This is a genomic window from Chitinophaga hostae (assembly GCF_018224885.1).
Lineage (GTDB): Bacteria > Bacteroidota > Bacteroidia > Chitinophagales > Chitinophagaceae > Chitinophaga > Chitinophaga hostae.
In genome coordinates this window covers 40320-66203 of record NZ_JAGTXB010000017.1, presented here as the reverse complement: position 1 = coordinate 66203, position 25884 = coordinate 40320, and the positions used below count along the sequence as shown (strand labels likewise).

Genomic DNA, 25884 nt, shown 5'->3' with positions numbered 1-25884 from the left:
TAGCATAGGTTTATCCTTCCGATTTTTGTGCGGACGCTTCGCCCTGCAGGTAACATACTACGATGGCCACACCGGGTAGTATCATGGCGCTTAGCCCCACCTTGCGGGAAAGAAGGGCGCCAACAATACAACCGGCCAGGAAACCGCCAATGGTGACAGCTTGTTTTTGCAGGCCAGACAGGGAAAGCTCATTTCCGGATATACCTTTCCGGATGATATTTCCAAGGTCCAGTGCGGCCTGTGTAACATTGCCGGTCATCATCGTAGTAGGACCGTATGTTTCTTTGGCAAAAAGTTTTCCGAAAGCATTCTGCAAGCCCATTCCCAGCACTGTCGCCATCACTATGACGTATGTCACCAGCTTGTCTTCCCATGTGGTTAAAAGAGGCAGGAGGAACGCTGCTAATCCGCAGACCATCAAAATTAGGCCTTCTATCATCAAAATCCGGTATTTTTTGAGAGATTTTTCTGCCAGCCAGCCGCCCATCATGACAGCAATGATAAATACCGGAAAGGTGATCAGCTTAATCCATGCGGCAGCATGGGTGTTTCCGGAAGATACCTGCGCGGCAAACACAATGAAGTTGCCGGTAACATGGGCGGAGAAAATGGAATCGCCGGATACAAAGGTGGCGGTGTCACAATAACCCGCTACCCATGCCAGCAGAAAGGTGACCCAGTTGATACTATGTTTTTGTTCTATCATGCCAGTGATCTGTTTATGTGGACAATTTATTCCAGATGTGCTCTCAGCATCCAGGCCATTTTTTCATGCGTTTCCATCAGTCCTGTGATATAATCACTGCTGCCCGCATCATGGAATGCAGCAGCATAACCATTAATGTTTTCACGCAGGTGTATAAGTATACTTTCATGGTCATGCAGCAGGTCTTTGATAAAACCGATACCGTCGTTTTTTTCCCGGGTCATTTCAGTGAGATGGGTAAGAGACAGGAATTCTTTCAGCGTAGCCGGTGGAAAATGGCCAAGGGTACGGATTCGTTCAGCTATGTCATCTATTATCTCCTCCAGTTGTTGGTACTGGCTTTCAAAAAACAGGTGTTTGTTATGAAAATCAGGCCCGGTTACACACCAGTGGGCTTTACGCGTTTTGGTATACAAAATAAATTCATCTGCCAGTATTTTGCCGAGTGAGTGGGCTACAGCAGCGAGATGTTCTTGTTTAATTCCAATGTTGACTTGCATGTTGAAAATTTAGAAAAGGTGATATAAGAATTGTACGTCGATAGAATAGCGTCCGGGGCCCAGCACCAACAGCAGTAAAAGCGACAGGGTGTACATGTAGGGCACATCCCGTATCTCCGGACTGTCGGCCCGGTGTACGATAAAATAACCAATGGCCGTTACACCAATGGTAGGCAGAATGGCGAGCCGGGTTACCAATCCCAGGGCCACCAGGAATGGAACGACCGTGTCGGAAAAGGTGGCTACCAGCCCATTCAGCTGCTCCGGCAGGTGCAATGGATTGGGAACGTGTTCCCGCTGGCCGTTTTCCAGGCGGAATTTTTTCATGCCATGTACCCGGAACAACTCAAAGGCGAGTAATACCCGGAAGGCCAGCAAAGCATAGTTGTTGACGGCACTTCCGGCATCTGAATAGAGTATATGGCTAATGATTTCGTTCATAAAAGAAAGTTTAGAAAGCAAAACAAGAACAACCAAATACGCCCCAGAATGCACTATAGTTATTAACAGGAATATTACTTAGCCTCGCTGTGTTATGCTCATGCCCGTGAACATTGCAGCTGCCGGCACAGCAATGTATCTGGCTGGCAACAGCCGCTGTTATTGGTGCAACACGGTTTTTTGCATCAGCATAATAGCCGCCGAACTGTTTCACCGGCGACCATTCGGGCAGAACGGGAATAGGAGCGGGGGAGAAAGGGGAAAATTCACCATTGCCAAACACAATTTTTCCACCTACGATGGTTAATACAGATTCGATGTATTTGATCGCGTCTTCCCGCACTTCAAAAAAGTCGGCATCGAGTACGGCGAGGTCGGCGAGCTGTCCGGCTTTGATACAACCCTTGGTATCCTGTTCCCCGGAAAACCACGCGCTTCCCCGGGTGTATAATTCAAGCGCTGTTTCCCTGCTCAGTTTAGTGGCATTATCATACAGTTGCAGGCCTCCTATTGTTTTGCCGGCAGAAAGCCAGTATAGCGCAATCCATGGATTGTAGCTGCTTACACGGGTAGCATCTGTACCTGCGCCCACCGGCACGCCCGCCTGCAACATTCGTTTTACCGGCGGCGTATGCGCGGCGGCTGTTTTTCCATACCGGTCGGTGAAGTATTCTCCCTGGAATGCCATCCTGCTTTGAATGGCGAAGCCGCCGCCCAGCGCTTTTACGCGGTCAATGTTCTTTTCATCAATGGTTTCGGCATGGTCAAATATCCAGTGGAGGCCGTCGAAAGGAATATCCCTGTTCACTTTTTCGAAGACGTTCAGAAAGCGGGTAATGCTTTCATTGTATGTGGCGTGCAGGCGGAAGGGCCAGCGGTTTTCCACGAGGTGACGCACCACTTTTTCCAGGTCAGCTTCCATGGTTTCCGGCAAGTCGGGCCTCGGTTGCAGGAAGTCTTCAAAATCAGCGGCGGAGAATACCAGCATTTCACCGGCGCCGTTGTGCCGGTACATGTTATCTCCCTGGTGGAGTTTTACAGTACTGGTCCAGTGGCGGAAGTCTTCCAGTTCCTGTTTAGGTCTTTGCGTAAAAAGATTATAGGCAATGCGTACAGTGAGTTGTTGTTTTTGATGAAGCTCGCTGATCACCTGGTAGTCATCGGGAAAGTTCTGAAATCCGCCGCCTGCATCAATCACACTGGTGATGCCAAACCTGTTTAGTTCCGTCATAAAATGACGGGTAGAGTTGACCTGGTGCTCGAAAGATAGTTTCGGTCCCTTTGCCAGTGTGGAATAGAGGATCATGGCGTTGGGACTCGCAAGTATCAGTCCTGTGGGCTCCCCCTTGCTGTTTTTTTCAATCACACCGCCGGGAGGCGCCGGTGTGTCTTTGGTAAAGCCTACTGCCCGCAGGGCCGCATGGTTCAGGAAGGCACGGTCGTACAGGTGCATAATGAAAACAGGCGTATCCGGTGCGATCGCATTGATTTCTTCCAGCGTGGGCATTCTTTTTTCTGCAAACTGATGTTCAGTCCATCCGCCTACCACTCTTACCCACTGGGGAGAAGGGGTGATGGATACCTGTTTTTTCAGCATGGCCAAAGCATCGGCAAGGGAAGGAACGCCGTCCCACCTGAGCTCAAGATTATAATTCAGGCCACCGCGAATGAGGTGAATATGAGAGTCGTTCAATCCCGGAATTACGCGCTTCCCCTTAAGGTCTATCTGTACAGTTCCGTCCACGCCGTATTGCTGAAGAATGGTTTTATCATCGCCTACGGCAACGAATTTGCCATCGCTGATGGCTATGGCGGTAGCCCGTGGCTGGGATGGATCTACTGTATGTATCTTTCCATTGTATAAAACGATGGCTGCTGTTTTATTCATGAGATGGTGTTGAATGATTGAAGGATGCAATAGCTGCCTGAATGCCTTCTCCGGCAGTTTCAAAAAAGGCAGGTCCGGCCAGCAGGACGGCTTTAATGACTGGTTTGGCGGAGGCAAGGTGATGTTGTTGCAGGTAACGTTGTGTGCGATTGGCGTTGATGATGCCTTTGGTAACATTACCAGCTACCAGCGCAGTAGGTGAGTCGATGCCGGCGTCTTTGATATCACTGGCAAACGCAAAGCTGGTAACGCCCATATTATTGGCTTCCCGAAGCGCCATTGCGCCTACGTTGATCATCATGTCAGCATTGAACTGATGGCGGTCGCCAAGGCCAATCAGCAGCAGCCTGGGCGCTTTCAGTGCACCTTTAGGAGGAGTGATCAGCAATGTTTCCAGGTAATGCCCTTCGAACTTTCCAGTTTTTCTCAACTCGGTGATCTGTCCTTTTAGCGCCTGGTCAAGATGTACCATCCCGTTGAGCGCTGCCGGTAAAGCCGGGGGATTAAAAATATCTCCCTCAGTATATTCAAACACGCAGGCTACCTGTAATGGTGCAACAGCGGCGCCAGGCCCCTGTACAAGCCCTGCAATGGATATTCCCTCCATTTTGCCCCATACTTTTGCAGTACCTATGGGTGTAGTTTTAACTGCATCTCCTGCATGCTGGCCCATAAGTGAAACAGCCTGCAGCAGGAGAAAGGAGGCACTCATAAAGGTGATGAGTGTTTTGCGATAGCGGGTAATGAATGTATTCTTCATGGTTTATCTTTTTTTATGCTAAAATTTGAAACTGAGCCTGGTGTTGATGAACAGGCCGTCCTTTGAGGCGGGCGTCATATCCCGGATAAAGGCGCCTGGCTGGAAATATTGAATGCCGGAGTTGAATGAGATAAATTTGTTCACACTGTACACAATGCTGGCGAGATAGGCGGTACCGATATGCCTTTCAGCAGATGCAGCCCCGGGAAGATTAAATCCTCCACTGGGTCGGTAGATACCATCCTGGAGCGAGTATCGCCAGTTGAGTACTACATCCGCCTGCGCCATTATCTTTTTACCGATATTGATAGTGGCATAGGGGTGCAGATCTATGAGGTTTACAGGACCGATTTGCGGACTGAAACCGAAATATCCGCCCTTGGGATAAAGCGGGTTGAAAGACTGAAGGCTGCCATCTCCTTTATGCCGGTCTCCTGAGATATAGTCATTACGTAGACTGATTGCCGGTTTCCCGGGAATGTTTTCAAACAGGTAACCTGCTTCAACAGAGGCTGTCCAGGCATTGATATGACCATTTCCAAAGGAGCCGAATTGCCAGGCGGCTTCGAGGTTGTAAATAAATCCCCCGCCGTACCGCCATATCCTGGTGCCCAGGGTATGACGCAACTCGCGTTGGAGGCCTTCTTCGAACAAGGACCGGTCACGCTTAATGCCTATGTAATACAGGTCAATATTGGGAAAAGCGGGGATAATTATCTTACTGTATAATCCCCAGAGATTTAATGTTTTGCCCGATGTATTATCAAAGACGCCGGTGTTGATGGTATCTGCCATCATCGCAAATCCATCGATACTCCAGTGGCGGGTGGAGTACATCAGTTTAGCTCCATCGAAATACAACCGGAGGTTAGGTCCTTCTCTGACGGAAATCAGCCGCCCGCTTCCATAATCAAGTTCCTGCCTGCCGGCGCGGAGAATAAGTTGCTTCTCTTTTCTTTTAATGATAGCAGCGTCAACGAAGAGGTTTTGTATGTTCAAATGGTCTTCATCGATAGGGCGGGGACCATTTTTTCTCCCCGTTTCCCATGCGCTTCTGATTTGTGCAAAAATTCTGAACCGCTCATGCAGGTGAATGTCTGCATGAAGATCATAACGTTGCAGCAGAAAACGATTGTGCCCAATGCCCAGCCTGCCCCAGTCTTCGTTGTTAAAATCGACATACTCCATCCTGGCAGCTCCTCCAAATGAAACATAGGCGCTGCCATCTTTGGATAGACGATTATATTTTACTTTCCGGTAGCAATTGCCGGTGGAGTCTTTGAGGAAGGAATAGTCTTCGTCAAAGCGCATTAGTTTAAAACTTTGTCCTGCTGTCCGGATAACAGATGAAAGACAAGCTATAACAAGTACGGTTATACGAACGGGACGGAGGAGGCTTTTTACGGGCAATTGGAATGGTTTTTAGGAGATAGTTAGTGTTTCAGCATATTGTGGGCATAATGGATACCGATACCGTAAGCGCCGCCATATTTTTTCATCAGATCAGTAACCGCCTTGTAGGTTTCCTGGCGGGCCCAGTCACGTTGCAGTTCCAGCAGGTATTGAACGGAAGTCATCGGTTTTACGCCGGCATGTACCATTCTTTGAACCGCCCGTTCATGGGCTTCGGTGCTTACATCGCCACAGGCATCGGTGATAACATATACATCATAGCCTTCGTCGAGTGCAGATAAGGCCGGGCCTACAATGCAAACGCCTGTCCACAGACCGGCCATTACCAGTTTCTTTTTTCCTTTTCCGATGATTGCTTTGTAAGCCGCTTCATCTTCCCAGGTATTCATGGACGTGCGGTCAATATAGCCGGATGTTGCCTTTGGATAGCATTCTTCAATTTCAGGAAATACAGGACCGGAAAAGGATTCTTCCGCTACAGTGGTCACCACTGTGGAAACATTAAATATCCTGGATGCACCGGCAATAATAGCTGCGTTGGTTCTCAGCTCACTTAAAGCAATGCTTTTAGTAGCAAAGCCCATTTGGCCTTCAAAGTCGATTAAGATAAGTGCATGATTGTCGGGAGACAATAAGTGGGTAGATGGTTTCATTTTAAAAGTTTGCTCCCGCTGAGGCAATTCAGGTGCCTGTTTTTAAGTATTTGATAATTAATGTATTATGTTTATTTCCAATAAATTATTTTTTACGATATTTCGTAAAATTATGAAAGGGAAACATAAAATTTACGAGCATTGGATTTACAAGCAACGTCATTTACCGATAACGATTATCTATATTAGCTACTTCCCGCCCGGGAATTAATTTTTACGAATAGCCACGAATGGAACTGCTCCGGCGATGTTTTCGTATATGCGACGCCGATGGATCAAATACAAAATAAATATCTAAATTGTAAGAGTATTGGAGATTTGTAAAAAGACAAATGAATTGTTATCTATGCGCAGCTTCAGTTATAAAAAGAATACTTTGTTGCTACTACTGTTCTTTAAAACAGTGCTTGTTTTTTCTCAAATAACAAAGGCCCCTGCATCTGAGATGCCAGAAACTTTTTCTGTTGCCGTACCGGAGGAAGAAGGGTTTTCCTCAAAAGGATTAAGTGAGATATTTACTTATATAAAAGAAAAAAAAGTAAATATCCATAGCCTTTTAGTTATACGGAATAACAAGATTGTACTTGATGCCTATTTTTATCCTTTTCGCCCCGATTTGCGGCATGACATAGCATCTTGCACAAAGTCAGTAACATCCCTGCTTATTGGCATAGCCATAGATAAAGGTTATATAAAGAATGAGGATCAATTGGTTTCATCATTTTTCCCGGAGATCAAACTAACAGGCAAAGGTTTTGAAACATTGTCAATTAAGGACCTGCTCACCATGACCTCGGGTTTTGATTGCGGCTCTTCAAATGAAGATAGTCTGTTCAATGAATTATTTCCATCCGGCAATTGGCCGGAATTTATTTTCGATATTCCTTTTGTTGCTGACCCCGGGCGGCAATTCTCTTATTGCAGTTGTAATTACTACCTGCTGGCTGAAATTATTCACCGGGCCACCGGTTTATCTCCTGAAAATTTTGCTAAAAAATACCTCTTTAATGAGCTGGGAATAAAGTCTTTTTATTGGTCGAAAAATAATCAGGGTATTAATTACGGTTGGGGCGACCTTGCCCTGAGGCCATATGATCTTGCTAAAATTGGCCAGCTATTGTTAGACGGTGGTAAATGGAATAATAAATCCGTTGTTTCCGCAGATTGGATAAGGAAAGCCAAATCAATGAACACAGTATTTTCAAACGGGAATGGCTACGGATATGGTTTTTGGATTGAAAAGGGGGATAGCTACAATGCCGAAGGCAGGGGCACGCAAAGGGTGCATATCGATTCCATCAACAATGCAATTGTTGTAATTACAGCAGGAGGGCTGGAGGAAGATGAAAAAGAACAGATTGGTGATCTTATTGGTAATGCGCTTCACGCGGATAAAAAATTGAAAAGTGATCCAGTGGCCTTTAAGAACTTTAAAAAGAGGCAACGTCAAGCGGCAACAGCGCTTATTGATTCGCCTGTGCATATTTCCGGCACTACTGGAAAAGAGAAGTTGTTTAATAAGTCGATCATTTTCCCAAAGAATAGTTTAGCTATTAATAGTGCCGAAATTATATGGAAGAAAGGGAATCTATCTCTTATGTTAAAGCAAACCGGGGAACAAACCGTTATCTATCCTTTGGGCATTGGTGCCGCATATAAATTTTACAAGGATGCCGGTTCAGGCCACCTGTATGCGTTAAGAGGATATTGGAAGACCGGAAATGAATTTGAGATCGAGTTTAATATGCTATCTAAGATTAATAAATATTTGATTGATTTTAAAATTGGGGATAGTGGGAACGAGGTTTTAATTAAGGAGGGGACTCATAAAATCAATGAAGTTTTTCCCGTGTCAATAATGGCCTTCCGACTATAATCGGAAGGCTTTTTTGTTAAGTTGTGAAGTCAGCTGGTAAAGATAGCAGCCATCTTTTCTATACTTTGTTCCAAACCAATTTGTGCAAAGTTGCTGATGGTACCAAACTCCGCGTACTCGGTAACAGTCATTTCCGTTTTACCATCTGCCACTTCTCTGAAAGTCACCACAGTTTTAATGTCTACCGGAAAATCGGGCGGCATACCCACTTTCACAGGATCTGTTTTGTTGCCCTCACTATCAGATAAGCTTTGAACAAACTCAATTATTTTCAGCGGAACAATTTTTTTATACTCCCAAACAGAGTAAAATTCCTGTCCACCCATTTCTGTCGGAGCTTGCATACTTACAATGGATTTGCCTCCTTCCCGAAAATCCAGTTTGGCAACGGGTGATGTGAAGTGTTTAGGTCCCCACCAACGCTTCACAAGCTCGGGTTCAGTCCAGACTTTCCAAACCAGTTCAACCGGTGCATTAAATGTTCTGATAACTTCGACTTGTTTTGCCATGATTGTTTTCAATGAGAGGATTAAATCAATTGGGAATCGTTCTTTGGCAGGCCTACGTTTTCAAATGCTCATGCATTCACCAGCGCCTCAATATCAAATTTCTGCATTTGCATGAAAGCCTTTGCAACACGTGGTGCTTTTTCAGGATTTGACATTAACTCATTTAATAGGGTAGGCACTACCTGCCAGGACAATCCGAACTTATCTTTACACCATCCGCAACGGCCTTCCGAGCCCCCGTCAGCAATAAGTTTGTACCAGTAATGGTCGATCTCTTCCTGGTCTTTACAGGGAATGACAAAGGAAACGGCTTCATTAAATTGAAATTGATTACCTCCGTTCAGGCCCATAAAGAATTGCCCGTTGAGTTGAAAATTCACCACTACTCCTGAATCGTTGATGATGCTTGAGTCGGGGAAAATAGTACAGTAAAATTCTGCTGCAGCCCTGGCTTGACCATCAAACCAGAGGCAGGGATACATTTGCTTTTTCATTTAATTGATTTTTACGTTAATAATGAACTACTTTTTTCGCTTTGTTTTTTTCTTTTGCATTTCATCCAGTAAATCTTCAATTGCATCAAATCTGCCCTCCCACATTTTCCGGTATGGTTCCAGCCAGTCTCCAACTTCTTTTAATTTTTTTAAGTTGAGATGATAGTAAATTTCCCTGCCGGATTGCGTTTGGCCCAACAATTCGCATTCAGTTAAGATTTGAATATGTTTTGAAATTGTTTGCCTGGTTGAGTCAAATTTTTCGGCGATCTCACCTGGTGTCATTGACTGAAGTGCCACCAGGCCCACTATTACCCTGCGGGTTGGGTCGGCTAAAGCCTGGAACACGTCTCTGCGGATATTCATTTTATGCAGCTATTTGACTGCAAATATAAGTGCAGTTATTTGACTGCGCAAATTTTTTTTCAATTGCCCGGCACAACTACATTAACCTATTGTTATCAATCTTATCCAGACAAAAACCTACTTAGGAAAGTACTAATTTCATTTCATGCACCTGAATACTTTATTGGAAAACCTGACAAGTAAAACAACTGGTATTTTATACTACAGTGAATCAGAATATCCGCTGGCTATCGAACAGTGGGGCCTGCTTCCTGCAGCAGCAACAATGGGAAAGATAGCCTCCCGCCACCAGGTGGAACCAGGCATCGTTAAGTCCGTTAGCCCGGCAGATTTCTTCAGCGAAGTAGAGCGCGTACCCGATCCAAACGATGCACCCATTGTAGAAAACGCACAAAAATTTAAAGCCCTTCATCAATTTCTCAACGAACACTTTACCAGCATCCAGGTAGTCCGGGTGGAAAACGGCGCCAGCATTCCGGTGTATATCGTTTGCCATCAGCCCGACGGCACCTGCATTGCACTGGCTACAACAGCGATAGAATCCTAAGCAAATCAGCACATTACCGAAACCCTTTAAAAACATGAATTATGAAACGATTCATCAGGCACTCCATTGCCATTTGTTTGGTTGGCCTATTATTTTCTGCCTGTAAAAAAGAAGCAGATATCCAGCCACTGGAAACCAGTAAACCGCGTACCGCTGCCACAGAATCCGTTGTTCTTCTCAATGAAAACTTTGAATCGGGCAGTAAAACAGCCTATGCAACCGCCAGCGTATCACTGAGCAGCGGGTCCTGGACATTTGACGATGCATTGACCGGCAACCTCGCCGCTGATTTGAAAAATGGCTCCAAATCAGTTCGTATAAGGAACACCGGTAGTATCACCACCGATTTCAGCATGACCAACGCAACCGGAACGGTTACCGTTAGCGTAAAGCATGGTACCTATGGTTCAGATGCAAACAGCAACTGGCAGCTCTGGACATCGGCCGATAATGGGCAAACCTGGACCCAGCAGGGCAACACCATCACCACTTCCGGAAGTCTGCAAACGGCTACGTTCAGCTTCCCGGCAACCAGCAGCCTGCGTATCTCTATCCGTAAAACCTCCGGTGGTTCCAGCAGGATCAACATCGATGATGTGTCTGTTGCTGCCGGCAGCGGCACAGGTGGCGGCGACGGCGGTGGCAGCGCATCCGACGACAGCAACCTGCTCCTTGGCAACCCGAGCAATGCATTGGCAGATATTTCCTCCGAGAATAACTACCTGATGGCAAGAACATATTATGCATTGTCGTATAGCCGCAACCGTGGTACCCCTAATTGGGTGAGCTGGCACATACAATCATCAGACCTCGGTACCTTATCAAGAAGCAACGACTTCCGGGCCGATAGCGACCTGCCCGCCGGCTGGTACCAGGTACAGAACAGCAGCTATAGCGGCTCCGGATTTGATCGTGGTCATAACTGCCCGTCGGGCGACAGAACAGCGTCAGCCACCGCCAATTCTGCTACTTTTCTCATGACTAACATGATGCCACAGGCCCCAAATAATAACCAGAAAACCTGGGCTAACCTGGAAAATTATACCCGCGACCTCGTGAAAGCCGGTAACGAAGTATACGTTATCTGCGGCTCTTATGGTCAGGGCGGTACCGGTTCGCTGGGAGGTGTTACCAATACCATTGATAACGGACATGTAACCGTTCCTTCCAATATCTGGAAAGTAGTGGTAGTAATACCTAGTGGCAACGGCGATCTGAACAGGATCAACGGCAGCACCAGGGTTATTGCCATAAATACTCCCAACCGCAACGACATCGATATCGACTGGACTGAATATAAAACAACTGTTCGGGATATCGAAAGCGCAACCGGCTATAATTTGCTGTCGACGCTGAGACCGTCGTTACAGGATAGCCTGGAAACCAGGTTGGATCCGTGAGAACAGCATACTAATAGCATCACTGTATAAGCAGTAACAGACTAAAATGCCCTCTAAAAAGTGATTAACTTTTTAGAGGGCATTTTTATGGCCGCACCTCACGTGCCTCTCCTTGCAGCATGATCTCCTTGTCGTAAACTGTTTGTTATTTGTCGCATTAACTCCCCATCTCCTCAAATTAAGTATCGGAATTTTACAGGAGAAAGATATTGAATGATTGAAGCAATATTTTGCCACTTTTAAGCATCGACTATGAATTATCGTTTAAGCATCGGGGTTACCTGTTTGATATCAGTCGTTTTTTCTATTGCCTGCCTGGCAGCAGGGGCGGTGGCTGTTGACTATAACTTTGACGCCTTTTCAGATCCCCGGTTGGTACTCAGGTATTCAGCAAAATACCACACCGCCTACTGGTTCAATATCCTGGACATGTTTGGGTATTACCTTTTATTGATACCACTTGTAATGTACTATCATCAACAGTATAAATTTCGTTCGCCCTGGACAGCCCTTATTACATTTAGTGGTCTGGCTTATACGTTGATTGGCGCGATAGGGGCAGTAACACTGGCGGTATCGTGGCGGTTCCTTATGCAGCAGTATACCGATGCAGGCGGAAACCTGGAAGAAGTAACCGAAGTTGTTTTTCTAAACATTACCCTGATTATTACCAAAGGTTACTGGAATATGCTGGAAGCAGTTTTTGCCGCCATATGGTTTGCCGGCATTGGCCGGCTTTTATACAATGAAAATAAGGCTGTTGGTATAACAGGCGTCATCACCGGTATTGCGACCTTGCTGGATGCCACCGGAAATATTTTCGATGTAAAAATATTGGCCGAAACCGGCCTGAATGTATACCTGGTTTCCTCCATTGTATTCGTACTGATGCTGGGCGTAAAACTTATTAAAACCTCCCGGCAACACCATGTCGGGAAATGATCATGAAAGAAGAGTAAATTTTTTTGGTGTCGTGTAGTGCCATCTTTTTGTCGTGTTTTACCCCCTGCTTTGTCACCACCCTGGTTTTACTTTGTGATATACATTTTAGTATAGTAGCTGCTACTGCAGGTATAATATTATTTCACCCAAACGATAACAATTTATTATGCGCAAACTTAAACTTCAGATGCAGCTATCGCTCGACGGATATGCTGCGGGGCCTAATGGAGAGCTTGACTGGATGACATGGAATTTTGATGACCAATTAAAAGAGCATTTGAACGAGCTGACGGATCCGGTAGATACTATTTTGCTCGGTCGTAAATTGGCAGAAGGCTTTATTCCAACCTGGGAAGCCAGGAAATCCGAACCGGCAGGAGAGGACCGGGCATTTGTTGACAAGATGAATGACACGCACAAGATTGTCTTCTCCAGAACATTAAAAAATGCCGATTGGAAAAATACGATAGTTACCAATGGTAACCTGGCGGATGAAATTAATCTCCTGAAGAAAAACAAGGGAGGTGATATGATTATGTACGGTGGGAATGATTTTGCAGCTAACGTGATTAACGAAAACCTGGTTGACGAATACAATTTATACATTCACCCCGTAGCCATAGGGAATGGGTTAGCCCCTTTTTCGGGTAAGAAGGATTTGGAACTGCTGCAGTCAAAAGTGTTCCCTTGCGGCATTGTGTGGGTGCAGTATAAATCAAAATCATAGCCTGTCTAAATAGAAATTTTTGCAAATGAAAAAAGCACTTGTATCAGCAGCATTACTTATCAGCAGTTTTATTTCAATAAAATTAATGGCACAGGAACACCCACCGCTAAAACCGGATACAGCGGGCTACGCACCTGTAAACGGTTTGAAACTGTACTACGAAATTTATGGTGAAGGTAAACCTTTGGTGTTAATTCACGGGGCATATCAAACGATCCCCTTATGTTGGGGAGGGATGATAACCGAACTTAAGAAAACCCGGAAAGTGATAGCGCTGGAGTTGCCGGGGCATGGCCATACCGTGGATATTGACCGGCCGTTTTCTTACCCGGCATTTTCGGACGACGTAGCAGCGTTGTTAAAATACATCGGTGTTAACAAGGCCGATATCATGGGTTTTAGTATCGGAGGAACTACGGCCATGCAGCTTGCGGTGCTGCATCCGGATGTGGTGGATCGGCTTGTAGTACTTTCCGCACCATACCAATATACCGGCTGGCTGCCTGTTATGAGAAACATGTTGCAATCGCTGCCCCCGGGTTTTCTTGATCAGACACCCTATAAGGCGGCTCACGCGGGTATTTACAAAGACAGCACTGCCTTCCACAAATTTACGGCTAAGTTCATAAAGTTTGATACGGAGAATTTTGACCTGGGCGATGCCAACATAAAAAATATAAAGGCCTCCGTTTTGTTTATTATGGGAGATAATGACGGCGTGGATATAGCACATAAGGCGAAGATGTACCAGCTATGTGGCGGGAATGTATTTAGTGATATATCCGGACATCCAACATCTCAACTGGCGGTGTTGCCCAATACCGGCCACGTAGATGTAATTATGCAAACGGATAAAGTGCTTGAACTGGCAGAACACTTTTTGAAATAGTCATAGCCTTGTCAGTGATAATATAGCGGCCAACAGGAAATGAACGCATAACCGTAACCATAGCAGGGGGAAGTTTTCGGTGAAAATGAAAGAGGCTACGCTTTGTCGCGGTAATCCAGCGGAGTGTTCCCACTCCACTGTTTAAATGCTTTCCGGAAAGTACCCGGTTCTGTATAACCAAGCTTATAGGCAATTTCAGCGACACTTAATTCATTATGTTTTAGCAGCACGGAAGCCAGTTCAAATTTTATGGTATCGCTTAGTTCCCTGTAAGTGGTATTTTCCTCCTGTAATTTACGCTGTAAGGTACGCGGGGTCATATTCAAAGCCAGGGCAATAGTTTCCAGCTGGGGAAAATCGTAGTGATAGTTACCAAGAATTGCTTCCTTTACCTTTGCCGTAAGCCGCACTCCTTCATTAGCCGTTCTTAGTTTTTCATGCAGCAAATTTTCAATAATTTCGTTTAACTGCGGGTTGTAGCCAAGTATTGGTACTTCCAGGTCTGATTTCTTAAAGACAATACAATTACAATTTTTGTTGAACAGTGGTTTACGCCTGAAAATCTTTTCGTGCTCTGATGTATCATTAACTTTTGAAAACCGGTACAGTACCCGGATAGGATATACTACCCGGCCGGAAAGGACCCTGATGAAATTTAAAATGGCGGCAAAAGGTATATCAACCCCATGGCGGGCGCTCTCAGGGGCGATATCGTTCCAAAGTTGTACAGGCTCAAAATAAAGCAGCACTTCGTCCTCTTTTTCTTCATAAATGAAATCGTATAGTGCTGTGAATGTCCTGGTGAAATAGACTGTTTTTTTGAAAGCCGTAAGTACATCGCTGCTGCTCTGCTGCAGATGCCCGGCCTGGCCGATAATAGGAGGGGCGGCTTTTTCCCCTAAATGTAAACCGATATTAGCGTCGCCGGAAATTTGCAACAGCGCCTCCATAATGGCAATATTGCATTCCAGTGATACCTTCATTTCTATGTTATTTAAATCGTCCGGATGAATATTTGCCGCTTTGCAAATGGCGGCTACTTCCTGCTCATTTCTTGCTCCCAGCATTATCAAATTGCGCATCACGGGCATGGCCACCCAATACGGACTAATGGAGTTTGCTTTCATTTAACTTAAAAAATGAAATAGCAAGGTAATACATTTGTCAATAGATCGTTACAGCTCCCGTAAAGCCGGTTACTAATATTTTGATGTTTACGATATTTCTGTTACCTTAGAAAAGTTAACATCCAATGTACAGCCTTAACCCAATGTAAGGCCCCGTTCCCGAGTAAGGAAATATCTTTTATACCCTGGATTTTATCGCTGAGGCTATAGAAAGGAAAACACAAACTTATACCGTTTTTATCGTCGTTATCATAACTGTTATAACCGGCATTTTATGGATGTAAAATTCAGTACTTTCCTGGCCATGCAATGGGCCACCCTGATCGTGCCTTTCCTGTTTTTAGTGATGCTTTATTATGCCTGGCGGGATGTGAGGTCCTACCTGAAAAGGAAACAACTGAGCGAGGAGGCACGTAACTATGAAGAGTGGCTCAAAAATCAGCGGTTGTCGAACGACCTGGCTTCCGGAGAGCCTTCCGCTTTGGAACAGATCATGCTGGAAATAAATGACTGGGAAAACCGGTCGGAAATAAGGCTTACCAACACGGCAAAGTCCATGATCATTCTTCCGCTGCTGGAGCTGAGTGAGTTCGAAGAATTGAATGCGCAGGATTGGCGCTCCTCGGTGCGCGAAATCCTGAACGAGGCAAGAGAAGATCCCGCCTACCTGGATAAACGTTCCCGTGGCCGTACTACTTCGTTTTCCATACTACGCGGTATTTTCAAAAAATGGTGCAATATTCCTCCTTTTTGCAGAGAAAAATAATGGCTACTTAAAATCCTTACCATGACTAATACCCCATACGATCATCACCAGGAAGCGGTTAAAACTTATATGGAACAGACCAAGTTACTGGTCACGCTGGCATCGGCGTTTCTGTTGGCGCCGGCATTCTTCTATGAGAAACTCGAATTCATCGGCTGGGCGTTGGCAACGGCGGAAGTGCTATTTATCTTGTCAGTACTGGCCGGCTACGTGGTTTTTGGATCGATCGCCGGCAGCCAGCATAAGGGAACGCCGGATGTTTACCGACCTGCTACAATGAATTCTTCAGTAGCCCAACTCATATTCTTCCTGGTGGGGATTGGCTTTTTGCTCTTCGCGGTTTTTAATGCCAAAAAAGAGGCGACGGCCAAAGAAGAAAAGGCTCCGCCCCAGGTGATTTATAGCAATACTTACATTGCGGGCGACACTTGTTGCTGCCGCCCGAATTGTACCGGCAAGCGGAGTCACATCATACTCAAACACGCAAAAAAATAGGGACTTATTGTTTCAAAAGGCGTTTGGCGGAGTCGGAGGATCAATCCAATGACAACAATGGTGAAACCTAACCCATACAAAAACAGGTAGGCGCCGTTTTCCTGGTGCCGCAACCTGTTTGCAAATGGAGGAATGATTCACTGCGTAACGCAGCAGCAACCACGATAATAGCTTTTAGCCGTTAGCTTTTAGTAAATGCAGCGTATAATAATGCGGCGTAGATTAACATATTGTCATCACTGTCGCATTATTATACGCTGCATTTATTAAAAGCTAACAGCTAACAGCTAACAGCTAAATCTTAGGATATATCGTAGCTATAAAACTTTTATCTGTTGCTGATAATACTGTATTCCAGCCTACGGAGAAACCATTTGTAGTAAAGCCTTTATCTATTGGATATTGCATAATAGAAGCGGGGTCATATTTGCTGTACTGCGTTACCTGGCTGCTGTATTTGTAAAAAACATTATAATCAACATCCGATTTTGACCAGCCAAACTGTGCGTAGTAAGCATAAACGACAGGTTTGTTCCACAGGATGTTGGCCGCCGGACTGGATTGCTCATGAGCCAGGCCTATAGCATGACCAAATTCATGGGTGACGGTTCTGCTGAATTCGCTGTCGTCTGTGGTATCATCAAACCATCCAAAGTGTATGGATTCATCGTTGCCGGGTGCAGCTGTCAGCGCATCAGTGCCAATATATGACCAGCTTTGCTGATCATTGCTGAAACTAACTTTCAGATTAGCCGGCTGATTGTCTGCAACAAAGTTAAACTTGATGCTGGCATAATTTTCCCATACCTTGGCATATGTTTTTACTTTGCTTCTCAGGAATGTGCTCCCATTTAGAAATTTAACCGTAATTACTTTTTTGTTGGGCCACCTGGAGGCTTTTACAACTACTCCCTCTGTAGTAACGTTTCCCTTAATCATAGGTTTGTCAACGCATACCCTGGCCTGTACGGCCGTTTTGTTTTCAATCTGTGCAGGGGCGTTGTCGGTTTTTTTACAACCCGCTACCAATGCTGCCATTAAAGACAGGTAACATAATAGGTGCTTCTTTTCCATGATTTGCTTTTTAAATAAAGGTTTGAGATTTGGGTTAAAAGAGAATTGAAAAATCGATAAAAATATGGTTCATTGTATCGTTGATGTCATCGACAGATTGCTAAAATAGCAAACAGACAGCGTACGCCCCGCTACGATACGGGTCTTGGTTTTCAATAAAGTAGTGCGCTCGTTGTGAATTGTAGTTGTTAGGTTTCCATACTAAATTGGCAATTTTTGAAATATTAAAACTGTCAGGTTGTTTCCAAATATACAGCAAAATGTTATTCGGCAAATTTGTTTCGTATAAAAAAGTTGTGCGTTGGTCTGAATACGCCGCCAATTTAATAGTCTACTGATTTGGTATAGGAAAGTTTATTTTTTTGATAAAAAAAGCTATATTTGAAATCTGTCGAGCAAGAAAATACTATACGCGTAATTTTAAGGTGAACATGAAATCATAAGTAGTAAACCTTTATACCAATTTCTATGAACTTTTTTGAATAAGCCTGTTTGATTTCCCGGATCTGGTACTGTAGATGAATACCTTCACCCATCAGGTGTTGTAGCCATACATATATCTTTCCTGAAACAAAACCAAAATCAATGAACCCGAAAATCCAAAATTTATCGTTGTACTTACTGCGCAGGACCCTTCGTGCCTTGAGGATCTGATACCCGTTGCACCTGTAGTTTTTGATCGCTTATTATTTCCGACGGCCATCACCTGGCGGAACGGCAATGCTATGCCCTGAAACGACGTACCACGTGTAATTTATTTCCTGAAAAAGTAATCCTATTATGAAAACAAAGCTACTCCTGTTTTTAGGGTGTTGTGTGCTGTCATTGTTCGCACAGGCGCAACAACCTGGTCCCGGGGAAAGGGACTACCGTATTCTTCATGTCAACAAAAAATTTACTCCCGGAAAAGGATTCCGGGTAGACAATAACACTATCCGCTCCAATAGCGCAAATACCAGGGTGTTTTTTGTAAGAAACGACTATTTCCTGGTACAGTTTGATCAGCTGCCCACGGAAAACCAGCGGGCTGCGTTGAAAGGCCTGGGTATTACCTTGCTGGACTATTTTCCTAACCTGGCCTATTATGCCCATTTCAAAAAAGAGGTAAGCGCTGATCAGCTGTCGGGGTTAGGAGTGCGTACTATATTACCGGTCGACGAAGGCCTGAAACTATCTCCCGGTCTGTTTGACGGGAAAATCCCTGCGTATGCAAAGAAAGGAGATAATGTAGAAGTACAGGTAATCCTCTATACGGGCGCTGATGCCGTGGCTGCCGAGAAAAACATCCTCCGGCATGCCACTATTATTGACCGCACGTCTCCTGTGCAATGGAAAATACTGGTGCCGCAAAATAAGTTAAGTTCGCTGGTCAATGTAAAAGAGATCAAGTTTATTGAGCCTGTAAGCGATGCCCCCATGCCGGAAAAAGAAGTGGCCGAGCCCGGGAAGGAAGATATATTCAGTAATGACTTCGGGCGTTCCAACTATGTAAACTCTGGTTTTGGCGGTGTATTGTTTAATGGCGACGGCGTAAATGTGATGGTCCGGGAAAACGGCATGTATAAAGGACCGGATCTGCAGGGACGTGTTATGGACGGAACCAATCAGCCCGGCGATCCCTCCAGCCATCCATCCGGTGTGGCCAGCTACCTGGGTGGTGCAGGGAACATCAACCCGCGCGACCGCTCCAATGCCTGGGGAGCTAATATACTGGCCATTTCCGGACAGAATACTTATACACTGTATGATGATCCCGTAAAAAAGATTCGCGTCACCAATATGTCGTACGGCTGGTGGAATACCGATAACCGTACCGTTACTGCGGGTTATAACAGCACTTCACAGGAGCACGATAATTTTGAACGTACCCGTCCCGAAGCGATGCTGGTATATTCTTCCGGTAACGTAGGCGACTATACGACCTTGGGAGGTAAGTACAACGGGATGGCCGGATGGGGTAATATATCCGGCGAAGCCAAAAACGCAAAGAATATCCTGACAATCAGCGGCACAGATTATGAAGATAATTTTCTCGACTGGACCTGTAAGGGACCTGCTTACGACGGCCGCATTGTTCCGCAGCTGGCGATAGAAGGACAGGGCGGTACTTCGTTTGCAGCCCCGAAAATATCCGGCATCTTTGCCATCCTTTCCCAGGCCTATAAAACAGAACTTCAGGCGCCGGTACCGGCCGCATTGATTAAAGCAGTGATGATGAATACTGCCGATGATGTTTATAATCCCGGTATTGATTTTAAAAGCGGTTTTGGCCGCCCAAACGTACGCCGCGCCTACCTGGCGATCAAAAACAGGCGATTCGCGGCCGACAGCATCGCACAGGGTAGCCGTAAGAGCTTTCCCGTTGTAGTGCCCGCAGGTACGGCACAGCTGCGCGTAATGGTGTACTGGACTGACTATGAGGCCACACCCGGTGCCGCCCAGGCCCTGGTAAACGATCTTGATTTAACCGTAAACGATCCGTCCGGCGGTACTACATTGCCATGGGGACTGGATACCACCGCCAACGCAGTTAACCTCAATGCGCTGCCTACCAGGAAAACGGATCATATCAATAACGAGGAACAGGTAACGATCGATAATCCTGCTGCCGGTACTTACAATGTATTTGTAGACGGCTTTAACGTGCCACAAGGCCCCCAGGAGTTTTTCGTGGTATATGAGTTCATTAAAGATGAAGTGCTGCTGAGCTACCCGCTGGGCGGTGAATCAATGGCGCCGGGCCAACAGGAGTATATCCGCTGGGATGCTTTTGGCACACCGGGAAATTTCGACCTGGAATACTCCTCCAATAACGGCGTTTCCTGGGATACCATTGCCACTAATATTGCTGCTGCCAAACGGCAGTTTAAATGGAATGTCCCGAACCTGGCTGCCAATATACTGATAAGGGTAAAACGCGGTGCGCAATCCAACGTATCCGCAGCGGTGCATGTGATGCCCGTTCCAACAGGTTTTAAAACAGACTGGGTATGCGATAATGCGCTGCAGCTGTCGTGGAATAAAGTGCCGGCCACAGGTGTACATTATGAAATATTTAAGCTGGGGGAGAAGTATATGGACTCCATAGGCACTACCACAGATACGATCTTTAATGTAAGCGCACCCGACGCCTCAAAGGAAGAATGGTACGCCGTGCGTGCTGTTGGCACGAACGGTGAGGCAGGGCTTCGCTGTAATGCTATCCGGAAGGATGTTGGACTCTTTAAATGTAACAGTGTTATCACGGGTGTTGCTTTTAATGTCAGGAAAGACAGTGTGCTACTGACCGGCAGCGTGAACGCCTTAGGTAAAACGCTTAGCGCCGTGACTTTTGAATATGGTCCCACCACCGCATATGGATCGGTATTCACTATACCTGGCACCTTTACCGGTACCAGTTTTACCCCGCTGCAACAATGGGTACCTATTGGCATTCAATCAGGTGAAACCTGGCACTATCGCCTCAAAGGTAAATTGGATGGCATAGATGCATTCGGCGACGACCACAGCTTCCAGCCGGCCCCGGGTAACTCCATGAAATTTAATGGTGCAGAAACAATGACACTGGGAACCAACGATGCGGTGAATGGTAACAAACCAAGAACCATCGAATGCTGGGTAAAAACCAGCGTATATAACAGCGACGGCGGAGCGATCACCCTGGCCGGCGGCACCGGCACTACGCTGGGCGACTTTACCCTGGCCACCAACGGCGGTGATAACGGGTGGAAGTTATCATTATGGAATGTAACCCGTACGTATACACTGCCAAATAATAAAGGCGAATGGCATCATATGGCACTTACCTATAACCCGGCCAATACCACTGCAGAACTATACTACGATGGTACGCTTTGGGATTCCTGGAGCACCGGAGGGGCACTGACCACCCTGCCCGGTAACATACGCCTGGGTGTTCGTGTAAACGGATCGTCTTTTTACTATAATGGTGAAATGGATGAAGTGCGTATATGGAATACCGTACGTACAGCAGCGCAGATCAGGGAAAATATGCACCACCCGTTAAGAGGAAATGAAACCGGACTGGTTTATTATGTCAACTTCGACAACATGGAACCGGAAACTTATGAGGTGAAAGGTAAAACAGCGCTCTCGCAAACCGGTTCGTTGCAGAAAGTAAAGGCAGGCTATCCATTTGGAACAGGCGCCACCTATGTCAGCACAGAAGCTGCCGGTAACATTGTTTTCGGCAACGGGGCCGATGTAACGGCGTTCTACAATGCACAGGATGGTAAGCCGGCATCATTTTCAAAGATCGATCTTACATCCGCGATCTTCAGCGGCTTCTCTCCATCGGCCTTCCGCGTAGGAGGGGAATTCTGGATAGGACACCGTTATGCTGCTACAGCAGGCGCCGTGAACATGAACCTGACACTTAAAACGAGCGCAGGTATCAATACCGGCGATGTTGTTAATCCGGGTAAAATACTGGTGTTTACAAGATTGCCTTATACCGACGGTAAATGGCAGTACTCCGGAGCTGCCGGTGCAGCCGACAGTATAGCCAATACCGTTACCATTAATAACCAGACCAGCTACCAGCAATACCTGCTGATGAAAGATGATCAGCCGTTTATGTATGGTTCAGCAGATTCGCTTACGCTGGCAGATGTGAGAGCAGGCGTGGTTACCAGGCCGCAGCAGTTTACCCTGTCGGGCGCCAACCTGCCGTCAACCGTCAGCATCACCGCGCCCGGGGGTTTTGAAATATCTGTGAATGATACTGCTTACGTTAATTCAACGGCTGCGCTTAATATCACCACCACAGGAGGAACACTGCAGCAGGCGAAAGTATTTGTTCGTTTTGTACCCGACACGGCTGGCATATACCAGGGCAACATTCGCATCAGCGCCGGCGCTACTGTACTGGACAGCGTTGCGCTGAAACAGGAAGCCGTTCCGGTGGAAGTTACTGCAGGAAAGGCGATGAACTTCGATGGTAATGGCGATTACCTGGAGGTGCAAAACCTGAACTGGCAACCCACTGAGTTTACTATTGAATGGTGGCTGAAACCAAGATCATTTAAAAACTATAACCAGAGCATCGGCAACGGATGGGGCGCCTTCCTGGCGCATGCCGACAGCGGCGGCGGTTTGAATATAGGCGTAGCCAACAACACTAATTCAAGACTCCTCGTGCCGGCGGCATATGTTGACCTGAACGCATGGCACCATTATGCCTATACGTTTAAAAACGGGGCCGCTAAGATCTATCGCGACGGGAAACTGATTGACAGCAAAACTGCTTCCAGTTATCCGCCCAATTGGACCACTTTCCGTATCGGCGCTAATTCTGCTGACGCTATTGACGGCGAACTGGACGAATTCAGGATGTGGACCGTCGAAAAAACACAACAACAAATCAGGGAAGGAATGCACCTTACTGCCACAGGTACTGAGGCAGGATTAAAGCTTTGTTTGCAGTTCCAGGCATCGCAGAATGGTGTGGTAGATATCTCCGGAAATGGTTACCCGGTACGCCTGGTAAATGCGGTGAGAACCACTTCCAATGCACCAATTGCAAAAGGTGTAAGTGAAACAAAACAGATCCTGTCGCCGGGTGTCACCCGTTTCGGACAAACAGGTATCAGCCTGGATTTCTCTGCTACAGGTACTCATCCTAACGGCGAAGTAGTAGTAAGCAAACTGAATGCTGTTCCGGCTAATGATTTGCTGCCCGCCGCGCAGGACAGTACTTACTGGGTGATCAACAATTACGGAAGTAACGCTGTTTTCACCGGTCTCACAAAACTCAGCATCAGCAGTGGCGCCGGCGCCTCCGGTGCAGGTATGTACCGCTTGTATCGTCGCGGATTTAATGCCTTCGGAAACAACTGGGCGCTTAACGGTAAAACGGTAGCTGCCACCGATAGCAATGTGGTATTCAGCTTTAATGCAGTAGATTCTCTGACCAGCTTCGGACAATTCGCCTTTAATAAAACCACCGGCATTGAACAGGTGGATACGTTAGCCGGACAAGCTTATAAATTTGACGGCAGCGACGCGGGTATCGTGGTAAATGGTCTGAATTGGAAACCGGTCGTGTTTACCATTGAATGGTGGCTCAAAGCCAATAACGCGCAGAGCTGGAATCAGCAGATAGGCAACGGCTGGGGAAGTTTCCTGGCACATGCAAACGATGATAAGAGCATGAGCGTTGGCGTAGCGAATAACGCAGCTTCCCGCGTGGAAATACCAGGCGCTTTCAGCGATCTGAATACCTGGCACCACTACGCATTTAGCTTCGACAATGGTGTGGTAAATGTTTACAGAGACGGGCAACTGGTGGGCACTAGAACGGCTTCTTCTTTCCCGGCAACCTGGTCAGGGTTTACCGTGAATAATACCGGGGGAGATGGTATCAACGGGTCACTGGATGAATTCAGGATCTGGAGCACCGCCCGTACCCAGTCGCAGATCCGCGAAAATATGTATCATACCGTCGACGCGGGTACTGCAGGATTAAAAGTATACCTGCAGGGACAGGGACAACCCGGCGCCGCATTTTTCACCGAGGTATCGGGGAATGCCTATATCGTGGCTGCCGACAGCAGTGTGCAACATGAAGCGTCTGCCGCTCCGGTTGCACGTGGACAAAGTCAGTCGCTTACTATTGACAGCGCCGGACGTTATCATTTCGACCAGGTAGGCCTCGCCCTAAAATATCAACCAGGAGGCGGTTATCCGAAAGGCGAAGCCGTAGTGAGCAGGCTGAATGCCACACCTTATGCAGCGCCTGCGGGAGATGTTTATCATGGGCAGTATTGGATCATCAGAAGCTATGGCGACAGCGCCGCAACTGCTGTCAGCACCATCGCATTAACGAATGCGGTCGATAGTTTACACAATCTGCAGCTCAGCAACAGGGCGTTTAACGCATCAGGCAACTGGGGCGTAACCGCCAATGGCGCCACCACCGAGGGAAATCCTGACGTAGCTATGGGCACCGCAGCTACTGATATCCGCAATAAGCAGCTGGTATTTATGCAAACCAGCAATGCAGCACCTGCCTTTACGGCGCCGGCAAATATTACTGTTGTCAGGAATGACACCTGTGGTTACAATGCCGCGCCAAATGTTACGGGTGTTCCAACCGCTGTGCAGGACGATACAGATTCCCTGCCGGTTATCAGCTATACAGACATGATGGCAAACGGCTCCTGCGCCGCTAACCTGGTTATTACCCGCAGCTGGGCCGCCAGGGACAACGCAGGCAGATGGACCCGTCACGCCCAAACAATCACTGTAAAAGATACAACCGCACCGTTGATCAACTGTAAGGCCAACGCCGTGCGGCAAGTCAACAGCGGCGGGTGTACCTATACCGCTGCAGGAACTGAACTGGATATCACAGCATCCGATCATTGCAGCGCTGTTAATTTCAGCTACTCGCTCAGTGGCGCTACCACCGGGAACGGCGTAGCCAGCCTGGCTGGTGTGGCATTCCATACCGGCGTTACCAATGTCAGTTGGACAGCCACAGATGCATGCGGTAACACCGGCAACTGCAGCTACACACTTACGGTCAACAATGCGCAATTGTCGGTAACCATTCCTGACGCGTATGCAGTAAAACCAGGCGGAGAAGCCAATACCATCTACCTGGGCTATGGCCCTTCATCGCTGAAGCTTACCACACAGGTAACAGGCGGGAAGTCGCCTTACACCTATAAGTGGTCAACAGGCGCTACCGCTGCCACGGCACAGGTAAGCCCGTCTTCCGCCGGTACTTATACCTATTCCGTTACCATTACTGATGCGAATGGTTGCACCGCCTTTGTAAGTAAACAAGTAACAGTAACGGATATACGTGGTGGTTATCAGAAGGTAATTATATGCCACAAAACCGGTAGTGGAAGTTCATTTACGCTGAATGTAAATAAAACGGAAGTACCGACGCATTTGGCGCATGGCGACAGGCTGGGCGCATGTGTTGCCGGCGCTACCAAATTGGCAGCTGAAAATGACTTCCGCGTAATAGTAAGTCCTAATCCAAGTACACAGCGCTTTACATTGCAATTACCAGCCTACGGGGAAGGTATAGCAGCTGTAAAAGTGTACGACCTGAATGGCAGGCTGGTGGAAGAAGTGAGGGGAACAGATAAAACAATCATCTTTGGAGAACGGTTAATGCCCGGTACCTATATGGTAGAAGTGGTACAGGGGAAGAACAGGGAAACCATCACGGTGATTAAAATGTAGCCGAATATTTTAAAAAGATGAAAAGGCCGGGGTTTCCCGGCCTTTTTTACACCTGTTGTTTTTCATGTTGTTCTGACACTTATTTTAT

At 46.6% G+C, this 25884-nt stretch carries 21 protein-coding genes; 9 read left to right on the top strand and 12 right to left on the bottom strand.

What is annotated here, in order from left to right; genetic code table 11:
* Positions 1-10: 10 nt before the first annotated feature.
* From KE626_RS25725 to KE626_RS25695, 7 genes are all read right to left on the bottom strand, one after another.
* Positions 11-706: a YoaK family protein gene (locus KE626_RS25725; protein ID WP_211975891.1), complete on the bottom strand. Its 696-nt coding sequence runs from the start codon at positions 704-706 to the stop codon at positions 11-13.
* 26 nt (positions 707-732) lie between these two features.
* Positions 733-1206, bottom strand: a complete 474-nt coding sequence (locus KE626_RS25720; RefSeq protein WP_211975890.1) for a Dps family protein — start codon at positions 1204-1206, stop codon at positions 733-735.
* Positions 1207-1215: 9 nt separating this feature from the next.
* Positions 1216-1647 (bottom strand): DoxX family protein, encoded by a 432-nt coding sequence (locus KE626_RS25715; protein WP_211975889.1) that lies wholly within the window; start codon positions 1645-1647, stop codon positions 1216-1218.
* Positions 1648-1657: 10 nt separating this feature from the next.
* Positions 1658-3535 carry an amidohydrolase gene (locus tag KE626_RS25710; RefSeq protein ID WP_211975888.1) on the bottom strand — a complete coding sequence of 626 codons (1878 nt, stop codon included), beginning with the start codon at positions 3533-3535 and terminating at the stop codon, positions 1658-1660.
* On the bottom strand, positions 3528-4295 hold the full coding sequence (locus KE626_RS25705; protein WP_211975887.1) for a M17 family peptidase N-terminal domain-containing protein: 768 nt from the start codon (positions 4293-4295) through the stop codon (positions 3528-3530). The genes KE626_RS25710 and KE626_RS25705 overlap by 8 nt, the downstream gene beginning before the upstream one ends.
* An 18-nt stretch (positions 4296-4313) precedes the next feature.
* Positions 4314-5606, bottom strand: a complete 1293-nt coding sequence (locus KE626_RS25700) for an alginate export family protein (RefSeq protein ID WP_211975886.1) — start codon at positions 5604-5606, stop codon at positions 4314-4316.
* Positions 5607-5728: 122 nt separating this feature from the next.
* Positions 5729-6361: an isochorismatase family protein gene (locus KE626_RS25695; protein ID WP_211975885.1), complete on the bottom strand. Its 633-nt coding sequence runs from the start codon at positions 6359-6361 to the stop codon at positions 5729-5731.
* Between the two features lie 346 nt (positions 6362-6707).
* Here KE626_RS25695 and KE626_RS25690 point away from each other — a divergent pair, with 346 nt between their 5' ends.
* Positions 6708-8237 (top strand): serine hydrolase domain-containing protein, encoded by a 1530-nt coding sequence (locus KE626_RS25690; protein WP_211975884.1) that lies wholly within the window; start codon positions 6708-6710, stop codon positions 8235-8237.
* 29 nt (positions 8238-8266) lie between these two features.
* Here KE626_RS25690 and KE626_RS25685 read toward each other — a convergent pair whose 3' ends face one another.
* The 3 genes from KE626_RS25685 to KE626_RS25675 are packed head-to-tail and all read right to left on the bottom strand — an operon-like array spanning position 8267 to position 9606.
* A complete protein-coding gene (locus KE626_RS25685) occupies positions 8267-8758 on the bottom strand; it encodes an SRPBCC family protein (protein WP_211975883.1) in 492 nt (163 codons plus the stop codon).
* 56 nt (positions 8759-8814) lie between these two features.
* Positions 8815-9240 (bottom strand): VOC family protein, encoded by a 426-nt coding sequence (locus tag KE626_RS25680; RefSeq protein WP_211975882.1) that lies wholly within the window; start codon positions 9238-9240, stop codon positions 8815-8817.
* 27 nt (positions 9241-9267) lie between these two features.
* Positions 9268-9606 carry an ArsR/SmtB family transcription factor gene (locus KE626_RS25675; protein WP_211975881.1) on the bottom strand — a complete coding sequence of 113 codons (339 nt, stop codon included), beginning with the start codon at positions 9604-9606 and terminating at the stop codon, positions 9268-9270.
* A 145-nt stretch (positions 9607-9751) separates the two neighbouring features.
* Here KE626_RS25675 and KE626_RS25670 point away from each other — a divergent pair, with 145 nt between their 5' ends.
* The 5 genes from KE626_RS25670 (at position 9752) to KE626_RS25650 (ending at position 14111) form a co-directional block, all read left to right on the top strand.
* Positions 9752-10153 carry a nuclease A inhibitor family protein gene (locus tag KE626_RS25670; protein ID WP_211975880.1) on the top strand — a complete coding sequence of 134 codons (402 nt, stop codon included), beginning with the start codon at positions 9752-9754 and terminating at the stop codon, positions 10151-10153.
* Between the two features lie 41 nt (positions 10154-10194).
* Positions 10195-11553 (top strand): DNA/RNA non-specific endonuclease, encoded by a 1359-nt coding sequence (locus tag KE626_RS25665; RefSeq protein WP_211975879.1) that lies wholly within the window; start codon positions 10195-10197, stop codon positions 11551-11553.
* 252 nt (positions 11554-11805) lie between these two features.
* A complete protein-coding gene (locus KE626_RS25660; RefSeq protein ID WP_211975878.1) occupies positions 11806-12495 on the top strand; it encodes a hypothetical protein in 690 nt (229 codons plus the stop codon).
* Positions 12496-12661: 166 nt separating this feature from the next.
* On the top strand, positions 12662-13222 hold the full coding sequence (locus KE626_RS25655; protein WP_211975877.1) for a dihydrofolate reductase family protein: 561 nt from the start codon (positions 12662-12664) through the stop codon (positions 13220-13222).
* 25 nt (positions 13223-13247) lie between these two features.
* On the top strand, positions 13248-14111 hold the full coding sequence (locus KE626_RS25650) for an alpha/beta fold hydrolase (protein WP_211975876.1): 864 nt from the start codon (positions 13248-13250) through the stop codon (positions 14109-14111).
* Between the two features lie 95 nt (positions 14112-14206).
* On the opposite strand, the gene KE626_RS25645 is transcribed toward KE626_RS25650, so the two are convergent.
* A complete protein-coding gene (locus KE626_RS25645; protein WP_211975875.1) occupies positions 14207-15238 on the bottom strand; it encodes an AraC family transcriptional regulator in 1032 nt (343 codons plus the stop codon).
* 274 nt (positions 15239-15512) lie between these two features.
* On the opposite strand from KE626_RS25645, the gene KE626_RS25640 reads away from it, so the two are divergent.
* Positions 15513-16004, top strand: coding sequence for a hypothetical protein (locus tag KE626_RS25640; RefSeq protein ID WP_211975874.1), 492 nt, complete (start codon positions 15513-15515; stop codon positions 16002-16004).
* Between the two features lie 21 nt (positions 16005-16025).
* On the top strand, positions 16026-16499 hold the full coding sequence (locus KE626_RS25635) for a hypothetical protein (protein ID WP_211975873.1): 474 nt from the start codon (positions 16026-16028) through the stop codon (positions 16497-16499).
* A gap of 294 nt (positions 16500-16793) precedes the next feature.
* On the opposite strand, the gene KE626_RS25630 is transcribed toward KE626_RS25635, so the two are convergent.
* The gene (locus KE626_RS25630; RefSeq protein ID WP_211975872.1) at positions 16794-17573 is read right to left on the bottom strand and encodes a M12 family metallopeptidase; all 780 of its coding nucleotides are present in this window, start codon (positions 17571-17573) and stop codon (positions 16794-16796) included.
* 780 nt (positions 17574-18353) lie between these two features.
* Between KE626_RS25630 and KE626_RS25625 the strand changes: the two genes are divergently transcribed.
* Positions 18354-25796, top strand: coding sequence for a LamG-like jellyroll fold domain-containing protein (locus KE626_RS25625; protein WP_211975871.1), 7443 nt, complete (start codon positions 18354-18356; stop codon positions 25794-25796).
* The last annotated feature ends 88 nt before the right edge of the window (positions 25797-25884 follow it).